Source organism: Legionella sp. 227 (assembly GCF_043161935.1).
Classification (GTDB): Bacteria; Pseudomonadota; Gammaproteobacteria; order Legionellales; family Legionellaceae; genus Legionella; species Legionella sheltonii.
Window position 1 is genome coordinate 1192114 of the sequence record NZ_CP171154.1, and the last position, 17826, is coordinate 1209939.

Genomic DNA, 17826 nt, shown 5'->3' on the forward strand with positions numbered 1-17826 from the left:
TTCAGATGACACAGCAAAACATGCGAATGCAGTCGTGGTAAAGGGGGCATATTTCTTTAATTAATTACAGATTAAATGTTCCATATTATTGAAATTTTAAAGATTATTTAAGGATAAGACGGTGACACAATACCTACGTGATTTTATCTTCGCCATCACATTTTTTCTATCGATGACAAGCTATGCTGTCGATCACAGTACCTGTAATCATTCCGATAAAAGAATTGCTGACCAGACTCAAACCGGTCAGACTTATTCAACTACTTCTACCTGCACTAGTACTGAGGTGACGACAACTGCAAGTGCTCAACCTTCTACTGCGATAATTAGCTGGCCCGGTTTTCATAGTGGTTCTGCACAAACAGACATCACGGGAAATGGTTTTGGTAGCTTTGTCGCAAATGCTACGGATAGTTCAGGTCATCCTGTGAGCTATACATTTGCAATCAGTGGACCAGGAACCATTACTGGCACTCAAACGGGTACGTTTAATCTCACAGGAGTAGACGCTACTACGGTGATCACAATTACAGCTACAGCAGATGATGCTACGTCCGTAGTTGGAATCCCCATTATTGTTCATGTGTCTAAAGTACCAACCAAAGTACTTTATTTTTACAATAATACGTCTGAGACCATATATCCGGTTATTGAGGCACCCATCCTGCCGGTTGATACGTGGATGCAAGCACAATTTGCGGTAACGGATCCCAGCTACACCTTTACAGCAACCCATCTACATAGAGTTTATATTAATGGAATCAATGGTATCCCTCCAATGCAGTCTGCATTAGTCTCTGTCCCCTTTTACAGTGGTTTAGTTCCTAATCCGACTGGAGGCAATACCCCTGATCAATATGTGGATTGGTGGTCTTCAATGCGTGTCTATATCTATGATGTGCAATCCAACTTAATTCAAACACAAAGTGAAGCCGGTGTTAGTCCCGTGACTTTATATACTCCCGGTCCAACCTGTATTAGTGGCTGCTCGCAAACCAGTGTATTTAGTGCGACAAGCATCATGCCAACTAATGATCCGCAACAGCTCACTGAATATACTTTTGCAGCAGTGGTACCTACTCTACCACTTCCATATTCCATTGATCGCACAATCGTTAATTATGATTATTCAGCGGTGGATCAAGTTTACTTACCGGTGGCAATGGAGCCCTACGGTTCAAACCTGCTTGGTTATACTGGAACAGTTGTGGATCTAACCAGTTTTAGAAGTAGTCTGAACATCTTTTTAGCTGGAACACAATGGCCTGTTTACGCAGGGCTTCCTTATCCTAGAGTTCCTGGAGCTTATAATGTAGTTATTGGTAATTCACAACTAACAAGCACTGCCGCACAAATTGCGGCACTCACTGCTTACTGGAACAATTGCAGCACGAATGCAGCCAGTCCGGATTATGCCAACTGTACTGCCGTATTTAATCTGTTTGATGCCAATTATTTCGCTTGTAATGGTACGCATTTAAGTGGACCAACTGCGCTACCAATGCAAAATATATATGGTTACCTTGCGTTTTGCGCTACACCTTTACCGAGCAGTGGGGCCGGATTCGATGCCTATACAGCACTCCAGTATAACTACAAAAACTATTCAAGCTACGCACAGGATTTTAATCCCTATACTTCGCTGATTCATCAAGCGCTGCAAATGAATGTTTATGCGTACTCTGTAGATGATGCGGTAGGTTTTATAAGTACCATAGGCAATGGACTTGTGATCACGGTTGGCGGTGCGAAAGGGTTACCCAATTCCCAGCAATATAATCCGCAGCAAGTGATAACCGTTAGTTTGGGCACACCGCCAGTTGGCAGCTCTCTTCCTGTCTTTACCCATTATGGTGTATGTTCACAGACAGCGCCATCTAGTCTTGGAGGCGGGGCGTCATTCAAATTCCAACTTCCAAGCAGTTCTTTTCCTTGTGTCATCACGCTAGAGGACTCGCTTAAAAGACTTTATCACTTCACGCTGAACGCTCCTGCGCCATTAACATCAACAGCAGCAGATATCAGTTGTGCTGCGGCAGATCAGCCTTGGTGTAGTAATGTTGTGATTACCTCGGCACAAGGCATCAGTACTGCACAACCTTATCCATAGTGTTTATGATGGACGACGACAAAAAGTCGTCGTCCTTGATTTCGACACCAACCAAGCATCTTTTCTGACAATATCATGGAGATCACGTTCTATTAATTACTAATAGAAGATTTGTTCTATTCATTTTTTTTGCCATTATTGTATGACTTTTCAATATCTGAAAATAAAACGACCTGGTTTCTTCCATTGGCTTTGGCGAAATATAACGCCTTGTCTGCTGACTCGATTAATGCTTCAGCATTGCGTCCATGCATAGGATATACGGCAATACCAATCGAAATAGTTATAGGACCAACAGGCTGCGCGCCATATTTTATTTGCATTCGAGAAACATTGTGTCTAATGCTTTCAGCACGATTTTTGATCATTTCGGCACCGATGCCATAAAAAACAATAATAAACTCTTCGCCACCATAACGGGCTGCTATGTCTCCGACACGGATATCATCTTGTAACACTTTTCCCAATTCTTTTAAGACTGCATCGCCCGCATCATGTCCATAAGTGTCATTTATTTTTTTGAAGTGATCTAAATCCAGCATCAAGACTGATAGTGGGGTTCGAGTTCGCTCTGATTGATGAATTTGTTTTAAAAGAAAATCCTCTAGATAGCGACGATTATATAAACCAGTTAAAGGATCACGCATCGATTGATAGCGGAGATTTTCTCTTAAGCGTACATTAGCAAATGCTAGGGCAGTTAATTCGGAGAATGCGTTTATTATAAGGTGTTGATTTTCAGAAAATGCAACTGGAGTATCTTGAGCGATTTCTAAATACAATAAACCGTAAATATCCTTCTGAGCCATAAGCGGAACGCAAAGATAGGTTAAGTTCAACTCTTTGGTAACGTGCACATGATTGCAAATTAATTCGTTATGTAATGGGCGTACATGATGAATTCTTCCTAAGCGGATTGCCCAGCATGCATCAGGAGAAAAAACATGTTCTTGAGGGTTGGGTGAGCCCCAGGATGTGGCCATTTCCAGATAGTTTCCTGAGGGATGCATGATATATAAATAACCACTGGCAAAACTCAACATCCGTTGGCAGTATTTGGTCATTACATGACCTAATTCATCTTGAGAATTGCATGTAAGCATAATATCACTCAATTCAACAAGAAGAGTGATCTGATCATTTTTATCTTGAAGCGCTTGCATTCCTGCATTGAGTTGTTCATAAGACTTTTTAAGTTCGTTTTGTTCTTCAACTTGTTTCGTAATATTACGAATAATAAACACTGCGCCGCTGATTTCGTTATCATTTTTAATAAAGCTGGAGGTAATTTCATAGATATTACGTTGCTTTTGTACTTCAAATTCAATATTTCTAACAAACTCTCCACCTTTTAACGATTCTTTCCAAACTTCCACCAGTTTACTTTTCGAACTTGCAACATCAGTAAGGGCAGCATCAACATTCATGCCGATGGTTATAGGTTTACCAAATAAACGCTTAAATTCACGTTGATATGCTTCATTAAAGATAAGATAACAATGATTACTATCAACTGCAGCGATCATATCGGATGCACTTTCCAGGATACTTCTTAACTGAGTGCCAACATTTTCTCTTTCTCGTTCTGCAGCTAGACTGCGAGCGAGTTCTTTATTCGTGAGGATGAAGGCTAAGATTAAACCCCCAATACTAATAATACTGCCAAAGATAATGATAAAGTTTGCGAGTTTCACATTTTCAAGAACGATGTCATTTCGTTCATTTAATAATACCAATTCAACAGATTTTATTTCGTGGCCTATGTCTTTAATTTGATTTGAAAGATCGACCTCTTGACGAAAGGAATCTTTCCCTTCGGGTGAGTTGAGTTTATTATTCATTTTTAATTGAATGGTTTGATTTAATTGACTAAGCCTTTGATTGGTTAAATCAATAAAGCGTGTTATTCGCTCGGTTTGGGAACGGTTATCTTTTGTTAAATCAAATAAATTATCAAAACTAGGCTTGAGATCGGATTTTATTTTATCCATTTTTGTTAGGAATTGGTTATCACCGGAGATAAGATAGCCCCTTTGTAACGAATTTAGATTGACAATGGAAAATAATATTTGGTCAGTGGCTTGAATGACTTGATAAGTATGGGCCACCACACTGTTCGCTGCAATCAGCTTATTGAGTTGGCGATAAGAGAAAATACCAATAATCAATACCAGCGAGAGTGCGGGTATGAAAATAAAATACATCAAAAATTTACTGGATTTATAGTCTTTATTTTTATTTTTGCTGTCATCCATAACAAGCCATTAGTTATGCTTTCATTTATTCAATTATATATCATTATCAAAGTAATTCTTGGCAATAGGAAATATACCTATCCATTTTAGGTTTTATTTACAATGGCTTAGCATTTTATTCCATCATCATACACAAAGTTATCCACAGGTCGAAATTGCTTTAAAAAATAACATTTTTTTAAAATGATTTAAATTTCAATAAGTTACAAGCGATGCTATAATAAACATTGTAGATAGAGCAAAGTTATTCACAATATATATCCAGTTTCTATATATGCAATAAGCGAACTTTGTTAAAATTACTTTGCAATAAAGCATTGCGATGGTTAAATAGTCATTATTATTTTCATGAATAAAAAAACAATGAATGAAGTTACAGAACGAAAAGCATTAACTGAGTTTACCGAAAAGGCGTATCTTGATTATTCAATGTACGTCATTTTAGATAGAGCCTTACCCCATATTGCAGATGGTCTAAAGCCAGTTCAGCGACGCATTATTTATGCAATGTCTGAGCTTGGTTTAAAGGCAACTGCCAAATATAAGAAATCAGCACGTACCGTTGGGGATGTATTGGGTAAGTTCCATCCACATGGTGACAGTGCATGTTACGAAGCCATGGTATTAATGGCGCAACCCTTTTCTTACCGTTATCCTTTTGTTGATGGCCAAGGAAACTGGGGTTCTCCGGATGATCCCAAATCTTTTGCCGCCATGCGCTATACCGAAGCTCGATTATCTCCTTATGCCGAAGTACTCCTTTCGGAGTTATTACAAGGCACCGTTGATTGGGTGGACAATTTTGATGGAACGCTGCAAGAACCTGCACTATTGCCTGCACGCTTACCTAATATCTTATTAAATGGCGCAACCGGGATCGCAGTGGGCATGGCTTCCGATATTCTGCCCCATAACTTAACAGAAGTAGCTAATGCTTGTGTGCATTTACTGGATAATCCTCAAGCCGATTTAGCGGCGATTACACAGCACATTAAAGGGCCAGATTTTCCGACAGAAGCTGAAATAATAACCCCACCTGACGCAATTGCTACTCTGTATGAAACAGGTAATGGTTCAATTAAAATGCGGGCTGTTTACTGTCAGGAAAAACAAAATATCGTGATCACCGCCTTGCCTTATCAGGTATCGGGTGCCAAGGTAGTCGAGCAAATCGCATTACAGATGCAACAGAAAAAATTACCAATGGTAGAGGATTTGCGCGATGAGTCCGATCATGAGCATCCAACTCGGTTAGTCATTATTCCTCGTTCAAACCGAGTTGATGTAGAGGGCTTAATGTCTCATTTATTTGCCACTACCGATTTGGAACGAAGTTATCGTGTTAATTTCAACATGATAGGACTTGATGGCAGACCCAAAGTTAAAAATTTATTGGATATCCTTACCGAATGGTTATCTTATCGATTAACGGTAGTGAAGCGGCGTTTGGAATATCGCTTGGTCAAAGTACTGGATCGAATTCATGTACTTGAAGGTTTACTGATTGCCTACCTGAACATTGATGAAGTCATTGCAATTATCCGTGAACACGAACAACCGAAACAAGGCTTAATGGCTCGTTTTAATCTCAGTGACCGTCAAGCTGAGGCGATTTTAGAAATGAAATTGCGTCATTTGGCAAAACTGGAAGAAATCAAGATACGTGGTGAGTTGGATGAACTATGTGCTGAACGAGACAATCTGCAAAACATCCTTGCCTCGGAGCAACGTTTAAAAGCTTTAGTTAAAGAAGAAATTATAAGAGATAGAGATGAGTTTGGTGATGCTCGTCGCTCCCCCATTATTGTTCGCCAAGAATCACAAGCGTTAAAAGAAGAGGATATTTTACCCAATGAGCCTATTACGGTCGTGCTTTCCAAAAAAGGCTGGGTAAGGGCAGCTAAAGGATATGATGTTATAGGTAGTGAGCTCAGTTATAAAGCGGGGGATGAGTTCAAAGCACAAGCTATGGCACGCTCAAATCAGCAAATACTCTTTTTTGATAGTGAAGGTAAGGTCTACTCTTTACCGGGCCATGTCTTACCCTCTGCTCGCGGACAAGGCGAGCCCCTGACGGGGAAGCTGAATCCCGCTGAAGGTGCATTGTTTGAAGCGGTAGTTGGCGGCGAACCAGAACAATTGGTGTTATTAGCTTGTGACGCGGGATACGGTTTTATTGCAAAAATCGCCGATCTGTATGTAAAAAATCGCAATGGAAAGGCGTGTATCAGATTGCCTGAAGCCAGTCTCATTTTACCACCGCGAATACTACCGAAACACGAGGAATTATTTGTTGCCTGCGCTACAAGTGTAGGACGATTACTCATTTTTTCGGCCAAAGAAGTACCTGAATTATCTCGCGGGAAGGGCAATAAATTAATTAGCATTCCTGCAGCTAAAGCGGTATCGCGCGAAGAATATGTGATTGATTTGCAGGTACTCACTGCAGATGATTCGCTCACCGTCCATGCCGGTAAACGCCATTTTACCTTGAAAGGGGCTGATTTAGAGCATTATAAAGGGGAACGTGGGCGTCGAGGCAATCGATTACCGCGCGGCTTACAAAATGTGACTCAATTACAAGTCATTAGCGCCGAATAATCTCTTAAAAAGGGCAATCAACAGTGCCCTGGTTGTTGCTTGCAGCTGCTCTACATAAGTCTGTATAGAAAAGTTTCATAAGATGACGAGGTTTTGTCCAAGCTCAGGTCATCTTTCATCTTATGAGATTGCTCTATACAGACTTATATAGAAGAAACAGTTGATTGCAGCCAGGCTATGAGTTTTTCTCCAAATAGTACCTACCTTATTTAAATTACATATTTAATCCAATGATCTATCAAATAATTTATAGTAGTGATAAAGTTCTGAAAAGTAATAATGGCTAATCATTTCCAATAATGGAAAATAGTTTAGATAGGGAAATCTTAGCGCTCATGTTAAAAATTTTTACCTTTGTTGCTTGTCTGCTGCTTAGCGCGTGTTTTATGGTGGGCCCTAATTATAAAGAGCCGAAAAAACCGGTTGCTGCACATTGGCCAAAAAGGGATGCAACAGTTAAAGAAGCACCATTTAAAACAATAAAATGGTGGCAAGTTTTTCATGATCCAGTACTTACTTCGTTAATTTATCAAGGTTATCACAATAATCTGACAGTACAGATTGCTGGCGTAAGGGTTTTGCAAACTCGGGCACTGTTGGCTCAGTCAGTTGGTATGTTGTATCCGCAACAACAGGCCGTAACCGGTAACTTCACTTACTACGAAATTGGTGGCAGTGAGCTGCAAACGCTTTTACCTTCAACCTTTGAAACCGCCTCGCTCGGTTTTACTGCGAATTGGGAAATCGATTTTTGGGGCAAATATCGACGGGCTATCCAGGCTAATGATGCGACATTTTTATCTTCTCTAGCCGCATACGATAATTCCCTAGTTACTCTTACAGCAGATGTTGCCAGCACCTACATCCAAATCCGTACTTATGAAGAGCAAATCAAGGTAACAAAAGCCAACATCGTGGTGCAGAGGGAAGGTCTAAAAATAGCCAAAGCCCGGTATAATGCAGGACAAACTAACCTGATTGATGTGGAACAAGCACAGACAGAGCTTTCACAAACCGAGGCGTCTCTGCCGCCACTGGTAAATAGTTTAGAACAACAAAAGAATGCAATGGCGCTTTTATTAGGGACGGTGCCTAATGGAGTTGATGGACAACTAAGAAAAAGTAAAGGGATTCCTAAAGCACCTTCAACGATAGCGGTTGGAATTCCTAAAGAAACATTAGCGCGTCGACCGGATATTCATCAAGCACGTTTGGATGCGATAGCACAATCAGCCAAAATCGGTGCAACTAAAGCAAATCTTTTTCCATCTTTTTCTTTAAATGGGACGTTTGTTTTTTCTTCAAACAATATTGGGTCAAACTCCCTTTCGGATCTCTTTAATTGGTCAAATCGTGCGATAACCGCCGGACCGACGCTGACATGGCCAATACTCAATTACGGTCAAATCACCAACGCGGTACGGGCACAAGATGCCGTATTTCAGCAGTCCGTATTAAATTATGTCAATTTGGTTCTAAAGGCACAGCAAGAAGTGCAAAACAATATTACGGCCTATATTGAAGCAAAAAAAGCGGAGCGCTCCTTAACACAGGCAAACACTGCTGCAATCAAAACGTTGAAACTCGCCATAATTCGTTATATTAACGGCGAAACAGATTTTACACCGGTGCTTAATGCCGAGCAGCAACAATTAAGTGTGCAGACTTCATTGGTGAATGCACAAGCGAACATTCCCCAGGCATTAGTCGCTCTTTATCGTGCACTTGGCGGCGGTTGGGAAATTCGCGGTACTAATGATGTGGTACCACAACAAATTAAAGCGGAAATGGCAGCACGTACAAACTGGGGTACTTTGCTCAAACAACAGAATCACGAAGCACCTCGAACTAAGAAAGAAAGAATAAAAGAACTTTATTTACCTAAGTGGTAAAGACAGTTACCTGGATGGAGGAAAAAATATCCCCTCACCCGCTATCGAGAGCGAGCCAGGGGTGAGGGGACATTAGCCCTGCTCAATACCTTCATCCGCCCTGACAGGCGCGCCTTCTCCCTTTGGGGAGGAAGGGATATTTTCTTTTAATGGCAGTAAGGTCGAAGTGAGGGGCCGATGAAGTTATCGTTTCTTTATCCCTCGCAGTGCGACGTGTTCTTTCTTAAATGGAGAACGAAAATTTGGGAAAAATAAATAAAATGGTATCAGGTATGAACTTTAATAAAGATTCAAAATCGGTCAAAATGGCAGGGATAGCTGTTGCTATTTTACTTCTCATCTATTTGATGGTGCATTTTTTTGGCAAAAGTAATGTTCCAACGATCCCGCCACCTGCAGTAGTTGTGCAAAAACCAATAACTGCAGAAATGGCCGAATATGTGACCCAAACAGGAAATACGGTAGCTTATAATTCGGTTAATCTGGTTGCACGTGTTGAAGGCTATCTTGATTCCATCGAGTTTGTTGATGGAACTTTTGTTAAAAAAGGAAAAGAGCTGTTCGTCATTCAACCCGAGCCGTATTTTGAAAAACTAAGAGCTGCTAAGGCGACTGTTGCCGCAGCAAAGGCCTCGCTTGTTTATAACAAATCAGAATACGCACGCCAACAGCGTATGTATAAAGAACATGCTACTTCTCTCAATGAGGTCGAAAAATGGTATGCCAAAACGTTAGAAATTGCCGCCCAATTGGATAAATCAGAAGCCGAAGAAATAAATGCGGCAATTAATTACGGTTATACCCATATTTCAGCTCCATTTGATGGTCGAATTGGGCGACATTTGGTTGATGTTGGTAATCTTGTGGGCCACGGCGAAGCCACGAATTTAGCTACCATAGAGCAGATTGATCCCATCTATGTTTACTTTAACCTGAATGAAATTGATTTAATCAAATTGCGTGCTGCTGCGCGTGCGAGTGGCTTTAAACCAAAAGATATTAAAAAAATTCCGGTTCAAATTAGCTTACAAGGCGATACAACGTTCAAGTACAAAGCAACACTTGATTTTGTGAATACAGGCCTTAATGCATCTACAGGAACTATGGAGTTGCGTGCCGTTTTGCAAAATAAAGATTATATTTTTGTCCCAGGACTCTTTGTGCAGGTACGTGTGGCGATATCCAAACCCAAAGAGCAATTAACCGTGCCTGATTCCGCAATTCTTTACGATCAAATCGGCGCTTATGTCTTAACGGTCGATACCAACCATGTCGTCGTATTGAAGCGAGTCACTTTAGGCAGTGTAGAGAATGGAATGCGTGCGATCGCTACGGGACTTAATGCTCAAGACCAAGTAATTGTTGATGGCTTGCAGTATGCGACTCCTGGAAATAAGGTGGAGCCGCGGCAACAGGCTGTGCCTACGAAAGATAATAAAGACAAAGAGAATAAAGAAGCCAAGCATTAATTGAGGTATGTGTCGTTCTACTGCCACTAAGTTAAGAATCCCCTCTCCCTCTCGTGGGAGAGGGGCAGGAGCGAGGGTTCCAGCCCAATTAAACCCTCATCCGCCCTGAGGGGTACCTTTCTCCCCATGGTGGAAGGGAATTATTTAGCTTAATGGCAGTGGTGCATGGTTCAGGGATTGTTACAAAAAGTGAGAAGACGGACAGAATGATTTCTAAATTTTTTATTGAGCGGCCTATATTGGCAAACGTTATTGCGTTACTCATAGTGCTACTGGGATTGGTAGCAATTATTGCACTACCTGTCTCTCAATATCCTGCTATTGTTCCACCGACCATTCAGGTGACAACCACCTATCCTGGTGCTGATGCGAAAACACTAATCAAAACCGTCGCTTTGCCCATTGAACAGCAAGTGAATGGGGTGGAAAACATGTTGTATATGCAATCTACCAGCACGGATAGTGGGGCTTATACGCTTATTGTTACCTTTTCTATCGGTACTGATCTTAATTTTGCACAAGTACTGGTACAAAACCGGGTACAAGCTGCGATGGCACAATTACCCGAGTCGGTGCAAAAACAAGGGGTGGTAGTACAGCAGAAATCGACTGCGATTTTGCAATTTATTACCCTAACCTCCAAAAATGGTGAATACGATGGATTGTTCCTTGATAACTACGCTGCAATTAATATGCAAGATGAGTTGGCGCGTTTGCCGGGCGTAGGTAATGTGCTTATTTTTGGAACGGGTACTTATGCAATGCGCGTTTGGCTGGATCCTAAAAAAATGCTGGCCTACTCACTGAATCCCAGTGATGTGTTACAGGCCATTAGCCATCAGAACCAAGAGGTTTCTTCTGGACAAGTTGCGGCACCACCCGCGGCAGGGAAACAACCTTATCAATTTACCGTGAATGTGCCAGGACAACTTGCTGATGTCAGTGAATTTGAAAACATCATTGTGAAAACAGTCGCCCAAACCCCAAATCAAACCGCTAATGCAAGCAGTAGCGCGCAAATCGTACGCATTCGTGATGTAGGTCGGGTTGAGTTAGGTTCTAATAGCTATGCTCAGCTTGCAAAATTGAATAATAAACCGACGGCGGCTATTGGTATTTATCAACTTCCAGGAGCCAATGCACTGCAAGTTGCAGACGAGGTGCGCAAAGCCGTGGCCAAAATGGCAAAGAAATTTCCTCCAGGGATGGAGTATTCGATTCCATTTGACACCACGATTTTCGTAAAAGCTTCTGTTGACGAGGTCTACAAAACCCTGTTTGAAGCAGGTATTTTGGTTTTAGTTGTGATTCTGCTGTTCTTACAAAATGCCCGCGCTACTTTGGTACCTACTACCACCGTGCCTGTGACCATCATAGGTGCATTTTTTGCCATGTTCATACTCCATTATTCCATCAACTTATTAACCTTATTTGCCTTGGTTTTAGCCATCGGAATTGTGGTTGATGACGCGATTGTCATTGTCGAGGGCGTCACCCAACATATTGAGCGCGGCACCTCGCCCAAACAATCAGCAATTAATGCAATGACTGAGTTAATGGGACCAATTATTGGAATTACGCTGGTATTAATGGCAGTATTTGTGCCCGCGGGGTTCATGCCCGGATTAACTGGAGCGATGTATGCCCAGTTTGCCTTAGTTATTGCAGCTACAGCATTCATCAGCGCGATTAACGCCATGACCTTGAAACCCACTCAATGTGCTATGTGGCTTAGACCTGTTGACACGCAGAAAGAGAAAAACTTTATTTTCCGTTTATTCGATAAATATTATTATCCTATAGAAAATAACTACATTAGCTTTATCGACCGACTTGTTCATAAAAATAAAAGCGTATGTTTGATTGGTATTGCTCTTGTCGTCTTGGCGATTATTGGTCTGAGCCGGATCCCTACAGGATTTATTCCCATTGAAGACCAGGGTTATGCGATGATGAACGTCCAATTACCTGATGGGGCCAGTTTAGGGCGGACGGAGGCACTGTTACATGATTTAAGTGAACAGGTCTCTAAAGTTGGTGGTATAGAGAATGTCATCACCATTGATGGAATCTCGCTTTTGGATAATAGTGCTCCCCTTGCCAATGGCGGCGTTCTTTATGTGATGTTTAAAGATTGGAGTGTGCGCGGTAAGGATGAAGATTTGCTTTCCTTGTACAAAAAACTGAATGCGATTGCAGAGAAAACTTTGGGCGCTAAAGTGCTGGTGATGATCCCGCCACCGATTCAAGGCTTAGGGACTTCGGGCGGTTTTCAAATGCAACTTGAATTACAAGATGGATCATTTGATTATCGCAAATTACAAAGCGCGACGGACCAGTTGATTCTCTATGCAAGCCAACAACCGGAATTGCAACGGTTGCGGACTTCGTTTCGTGCTTCAGCACCGCAGCTTGCGGCCCCCATCAATCGAGTCAAAGCAGAAACTTTGGGGGTTACTGTGGGGGATGCAACCGAAACCTTGCAAACCTACCTTGGCTCTTCCTACGTAAACCTTTTTTCAAAATTCGGTCAGGTATTTCAGGTCTATGTCCAAGCAGATGCCGATTCACGGATGACCGTTGGCGATGTGCGTAATTTTTATGTTAGAAATAAATCAGGTGAAATGGTGCCTTTGGGTACACTGACCGATATGTCACCTACTGTAGGGCCACCCATTATTTCTCTTTATAATTTATATCCTTCCAGTAATATTTATGGCATGGCCGCACAAGGGTACAGCTCGGGTCAAGCCATGCAAGCGATGGAGCGGGTTGCTAAAGAGGTATTACCCGCAGGGATATCTTACGAATGGACGAGTACTGCCTATCAGGAAAAGATTGCGGGAAATATGAGTTATTATATTTTTATCTTGTCGCTTGTTTTGGTGTATATGATTTTGGCGGGCCAATATGAAAACTGGATTGCCCCGGCAGCGATTTTGTTAAGCGTGCCTTTAGCCTTGATTGGAACCGTCTTTGCCTTATCCGCTTTGGGTCTTTCTAATAATATGTACACCCAAATCGGGATATTACTGCTGATTGCACTAGCGGCGAAGAATGCCATTTTGATTGTGGAGGTGGCACGAGAAGAACATGAGCTTCATAACAAGTCCATCATGGAAGCCGCGGTAATTGGCGCGAAAACCCGTTTTCGTCCTATTTTGATGACCTCTTTTGCATTTATTCTCGGGGTGATGCCCTTAGTATTCGCCACCGGCGCCGGTGCCAATGCCCGTCGCTCGATTGGGATTGCCGTGTGCAGCGGAATGTTGGCCTCAACCTGTCTGGCGGTAGTCTTTGTACCGGCATTTTTTGTCATGTTGGTGACTTGGCAAGAAAAAAGAAAAGCGAAGAAGAATGCTAATACCGCCAATTTGAAAGAAGCGGGGCTTTAGACATCCTAAAAACGATTTTCAAGTTGCTGTAAGCCAGACCTAAGATCAATAAAAGTCCGGGCTAGGCACAAGCCGTAACACGGGTTCTACATCATCCTTACTCCCCGGTTTTGCTTCACTGCACCCAGGCTACCTGTGCACCTTTCTTCTGTATCATCCCGAGTGTGGCGAGGGATCTGCCATCCTAATACGGCGCCAAAGCACGAAGATCGCTGCGCTGCTGGGGATGATGAACTTTCAAGGGATTACTTAACTTCCCTGGACGTAAGGTTTCCATAATAATTTATGTGCTAAAATTTAGGTAAGGTAGTACAACTCGAGAGCTCTTATGCTTACAGAAGACCAAATCAAAGCGCGCAAAGCCTATATGGGGTTGCTTATTCAAAAAGCAAAAGAAATCGCTTTGAAAAACCCTGAGAAGTTGCTTTTTGATCCCCAAGGACGCGTATTAATTGATGTTGAATTATCAGAGGAAGAGCAAGCGTCTTTCAAAGAAGGCTTTACTGGGGATAAAAATTTTAAACCTACGAAGGTAACTACAGTTAGCCTTGATGTGACAACAGATCCAGAGCTCGCAGGACTGAAAGCAGCTTATATGGAAAAGTATGAGTTGGATGAAGGCGATTTGCAGCAGTTATCAAGCGTGCAAAGCAGTATTATCCCACTACAACAAGAATATCATTTTCATTTAGCACTTGCTTCACGTACCTATGCAAAAGTATTGGAGGAGCAATTTAGGAGCGCGCGCAGCGAGGAGAACGACAACAACCTTGATAGGGCACTGGCAGAGAAAGAAAAAGAATTAGCACAGCGGGAAGCTAGATTTCTTACTAAATTCCGTCAGGAAATGGAAGTCGAAAAAAAACAGAAAGGAAAGGACTTCAATTATGATGCATTCAAAAAAACTTTTATAACGAACAACGAATCCGAAAGAAAAGGGATCATACAAAACCGAAAAGACCTAAAGCCAAACAGACAGAAAACCATACAGGAGTACCGAGAGCAACTCAACAGCGAAGTTAGTAGAGAAAGAGAAAAACTCGAAAAGCAAATGGCTCAGGCGCATCAAAAAACAATGGAACGCGTGCAGCCTTTAGTTGAGGAAGCATTTAAAAAAGCTTTCAACGCGTCTAATGGAGATAACGCCAAGCTTATTAAAGCATTAGATAAAGCTCGTGCGAGTATTTCTAAAGAAGCACATAACATCCTTATGGAGGAAGTTGTCAGAGCTACTGGAAAGCGCCTTTCCAGGAAAGATCTCGAAAAAAAGGAAGTCGTGCATCTTGCCGAATCGACAACGGCTTCTCCTAACGACCTATTACATACAGATGGTTCCTCAAAACTGGCTACATGGATTTCTGGTTCGCAAAATACTGCTCATGAACGAGGCATAGACACGCTTGCAGATAGACAAATTGCGACTGTAGCGTTAGAAGAAGATGGTTATACGCCTTCTCGATTACAAATCAGGACACCATCTTTAGATGTGAAAAAAGGGATTAAAAAGAAGGATGCTATTAATGATGTCAGTGTTAAGCTGGCTTCATTGGCCACAAAATACGCAATAGATAAAGTGGTCACAGAAAAACCTGGGATAGGAAAAGCCTTTACCTATAACCTGCATACTGCGATTAATGACAGGTTCGGGGATAGGGGCGGTAATAATCAATCAGCAGGGGCGCGCATAATTTTGAGTGGCGCCCACTTGTATAACAGAGCCCAAATGTCGCTGGAAAAAGGGCAGGCTAAACCATTTTGTCTGGTACAAAATATATCAGTCAATGGATTTGGTGATAGTTTGGGCTATGCGGGGAATGATTTAAGAACAGAAGCCACTTTGATGGCAGAAATGGCCATGTTGTACAATTTGGTTGGCAAAGATGATGCCGCCAAGGCTAAAGTTGAAGAGGTATTTAATAAATATAATGCCTTCTTAGAGAACGCCGATCCCAATCCTGTCGATGACCTTTTCTTTTCTAAATCCGATGAAGGAAAAGAGGCCATTAAGCTGATCGGGCAAATTAAAGAGGCATGGCAGGATCGAGTAGAAGAAGTAGAGAATAATCCTGTTGAAAGAGCAAAAGCAGCATTAAAAACAATGATGGCCCATGATTTACACCATGAACATGAATACAGCAAGTTGATACAATCATTATCTATCTTTATCGAAGAGGCTTCGATTGCTGGATGTAAAAGTGGAAATGAGCGCGCACAAGCCATTAATGGCCGTGTTGCCATCTTGGACCATGAAGCGGCCAAGGCTAATAAGGGTGAGCCTAAGGATCATTTCTTTAGGACAATAGATGCGCTTGCTAAGGCAGAAAATGGAGCGCAAGTACTGGAGCAGGCTGCAGATTTAAAACAAAAACTGGATACGAAATATGATAAAAGATTGCAATCTGGGGTGTCGCTGATTAGCGATGTGGACCAAGGAGCATCTGCCAAAGTAAATGCTGCCCAAATAGTGAATTGGAAAAAAAATCCTTTCGCTGCGATTAAGGCGTTTTTTTCTAATATGAATAGAAATATCGCTGAAGAGTCTTCACTCCAATACTTAAGCCAGGGTAAAGCAGGTAATATGCAAGCGCATAAAGGGTTAACCGAGTTCATGGCAGATCCCTGGGGGGCCAAGGGATTCGGAAAATTCCTTGGAGGTTGGGGTATTGCCGCCAATGTGATTACGTTCGGACTGGGACTTCTCGTGAGCCTTCCACTCTATGCCTATTCTAGTTATCAAAGTAACAAAAAAATAGACGCAACAATAAATAGCGCTATGGAAGATTTTGAAAAGAATAAAGAAGAGAATGGAGTTGCTGTTGTGCAGAAGGATGTGGGTGAAGATGTGATTGAAGATATGGGTAATAGTTATGGCAAAATGAAAGAGAAGATGCCTTTTGGTGCGAATCCAGAGCCTCCTCCAGTGATTGAGAAAGGACATGCTGTGGGGCAACATGCAGATGATCAGGTCGATGTCTCAGTACAGCAAGTTCCAACTGACCACAGTATGACATACCAATAATTTGTAGGGTTGTAGCCTGGGTGAAGGCGAAGCCCTAACCCAGGACCATTAATTATTGACCTTTCTAAGTAATAAATTTGCTTCCATCCGAACTACAAAGGGCTCTAATTTTTTCTTTTGTTTCTAAGGATAATTGCGTTAACGGTAAGGTGCTCAATGCCGCGCTTTGATACAAACGCTTAATTTCAGGGTTTTCTATGGCCTGCAAATGCAGGGCAATGGTTTGCAGATCGCCTCTTGCCAAAGGGCCGGTGAGCGATTCGGCAATGTGTGGGGTTTGCAATAAGTTATTTAAATTCCCTTGCATTAAGTTGACCATCATCTGCCGGCTTTGCTGGGGGTTAATTCCTGCGTGCAGAAACAATTCTTCACTACAGGCGGCTAAGGTAATTAAATAATTGGAAGCCATACATGCTGCCGCATGATAGGCTACTTTGGTGTCGGCTTCGATGGCGATGAGATTCGCCTCCAATTGTGTAAAAGCGTGTGTTAACCAGCTGCAGACTTCGGCATCGCCCTCAAGCACACAATCCACATGTTGAAACGCAGCCGCATCGAGGTAATTGCTTTTAAACGCTTTGAGTGGATGAAAACTGGCGACGAAACAACCTTGTTGCTTTAAGGGCTGCAGTAACCGAGAAGTTTGAACTCCGCTGCAATGAATAACCAAAGACTGCGGTTTTAAAACAGGATATTGCACCAGGGTGTCGACAACATCGCTAATGGCATCATCATTACAGCAGATCCAGGTTAGCTCCGCTGCAGGTAAATGCTCAAGGTTCGCGATTGCTTGTCCGCAACCAAGCTCTTGGCAAACTTTTTGCGCACTTTCTAAACTGCGATTACAAATCGAAAATGAGGTAATGAGTTGAGCCTGAAATAAAGCTAAGGCTAAATTTTTACCTAATCGACCTGCGCCGATGATATTGCATTTCATATTCTTTCTTGCCTAAAAACACTTTTTTTACCTACGCAATGCACATAAAGTGTCGTGCATAGAATTTCTTTAAAAATTTTTATTACGAGCAATAAACTACTTTTTCTTGCTCTGGTATGGTGCGAGCTGAGTTTCGGTATTAATAATG

General features: G+C 42.0%; 8 protein-coding genes. 6 read left to right on the plus strand and 2 right to left on the minus strand.

The genetic code is table 11. The features are described from left to right. The first annotated feature begins 121 nt into the window (after positions 1-121). On the plus strand, positions 122-2110 hold the full coding sequence (locus ACF8MK_RS05170; protein ID WP_392538448.1) for a hypothetical protein: 1989 nt from the start codon (positions 122-124) through the stop codon (positions 2108-2110). Positions 2111-2226: 116 nt separating this feature from the next. Here ACF8MK_RS05170 and ACF8MK_RS05175 read toward each other — a convergent pair whose 3' ends face one another. Next, a complete protein-coding gene (locus ACF8MK_RS05175) occupies positions 2227-4365 on the minus strand; it encodes a diguanylate cyclase (protein WP_392538449.1) in 2139 nt (712 codons plus the stop codon). A 363-nt stretch (positions 4366-4728) separates the two neighbouring features. Between ACF8MK_RS05175 and parC the strand changes: the two genes are divergently transcribed. The 5 genes from parC to ACF8MK_RS05200 all read left to right on the plus strand — a co-directional run bounded on the left by parC (position 4729) and on the right by ACF8MK_RS05200 (position 16741). Beyond that, positions 4729-6966: a DNA topoisomerase IV subunit A gene (gene parC / locus ACF8MK_RS05180; protein ID WP_392538450.1), complete on the plus strand. Its 2238-nt coding sequence runs from the start codon at positions 4729-4731 to the stop codon at positions 6964-6966. A gap of 335 nt (positions 6967-7301) precedes the next feature. Then, a complete protein-coding gene (locus ACF8MK_RS05185; RefSeq protein ID WP_392538451.1) occupies positions 7302-8858 on the plus strand; it encodes an efflux transporter outer membrane subunit in 1557 nt (518 codons plus the stop codon). Positions 8859-9130: 272 nt separating this feature from the next. Next, positions 9131-10327, plus strand: coding sequence for an efflux RND transporter periplasmic adaptor subunit (locus ACF8MK_RS05190; protein ID WP_392538452.1), 1197 nt, complete (start codon positions 9131-9133; stop codon positions 10325-10327). A 206-nt stretch (positions 10328-10533) separates the two neighbouring features. Next, positions 10534-13722, plus strand: coding sequence for an efflux RND transporter permease subunit (locus tag ACF8MK_RS05195; protein ID WP_392538453.1), 3189 nt, complete (start codon positions 10534-10536; stop codon positions 13720-13722). A 328-nt stretch (positions 13723-14050) separates the two neighbouring features. Further along, the gene (locus ACF8MK_RS05200; RefSeq protein ID WP_392538454.1) at positions 14051-16741 is read left to right on the plus strand and encodes a hypothetical protein; all 2691 of its coding nucleotides are present in this window, start codon (positions 14051-14053) and stop codon (positions 16739-16741) included. Between the two features lie 64 nt (positions 16742-16805). Here the strand turns inward: ACF8MK_RS05200 and ACF8MK_RS05205 are convergent, their stop codons facing one another. Further along, positions 16806-17678 carry a Rossmann-like and DUF2520 domain-containing protein gene (locus tag ACF8MK_RS05205; RefSeq protein WP_392538455.1) on the minus strand — a complete coding sequence of 291 codons (873 nt, stop codon included), beginning with the start codon at positions 17676-17678 and terminating at the stop codon, positions 16806-16808. Positions 17679-17826: the final 148 nt, after the last annotated feature.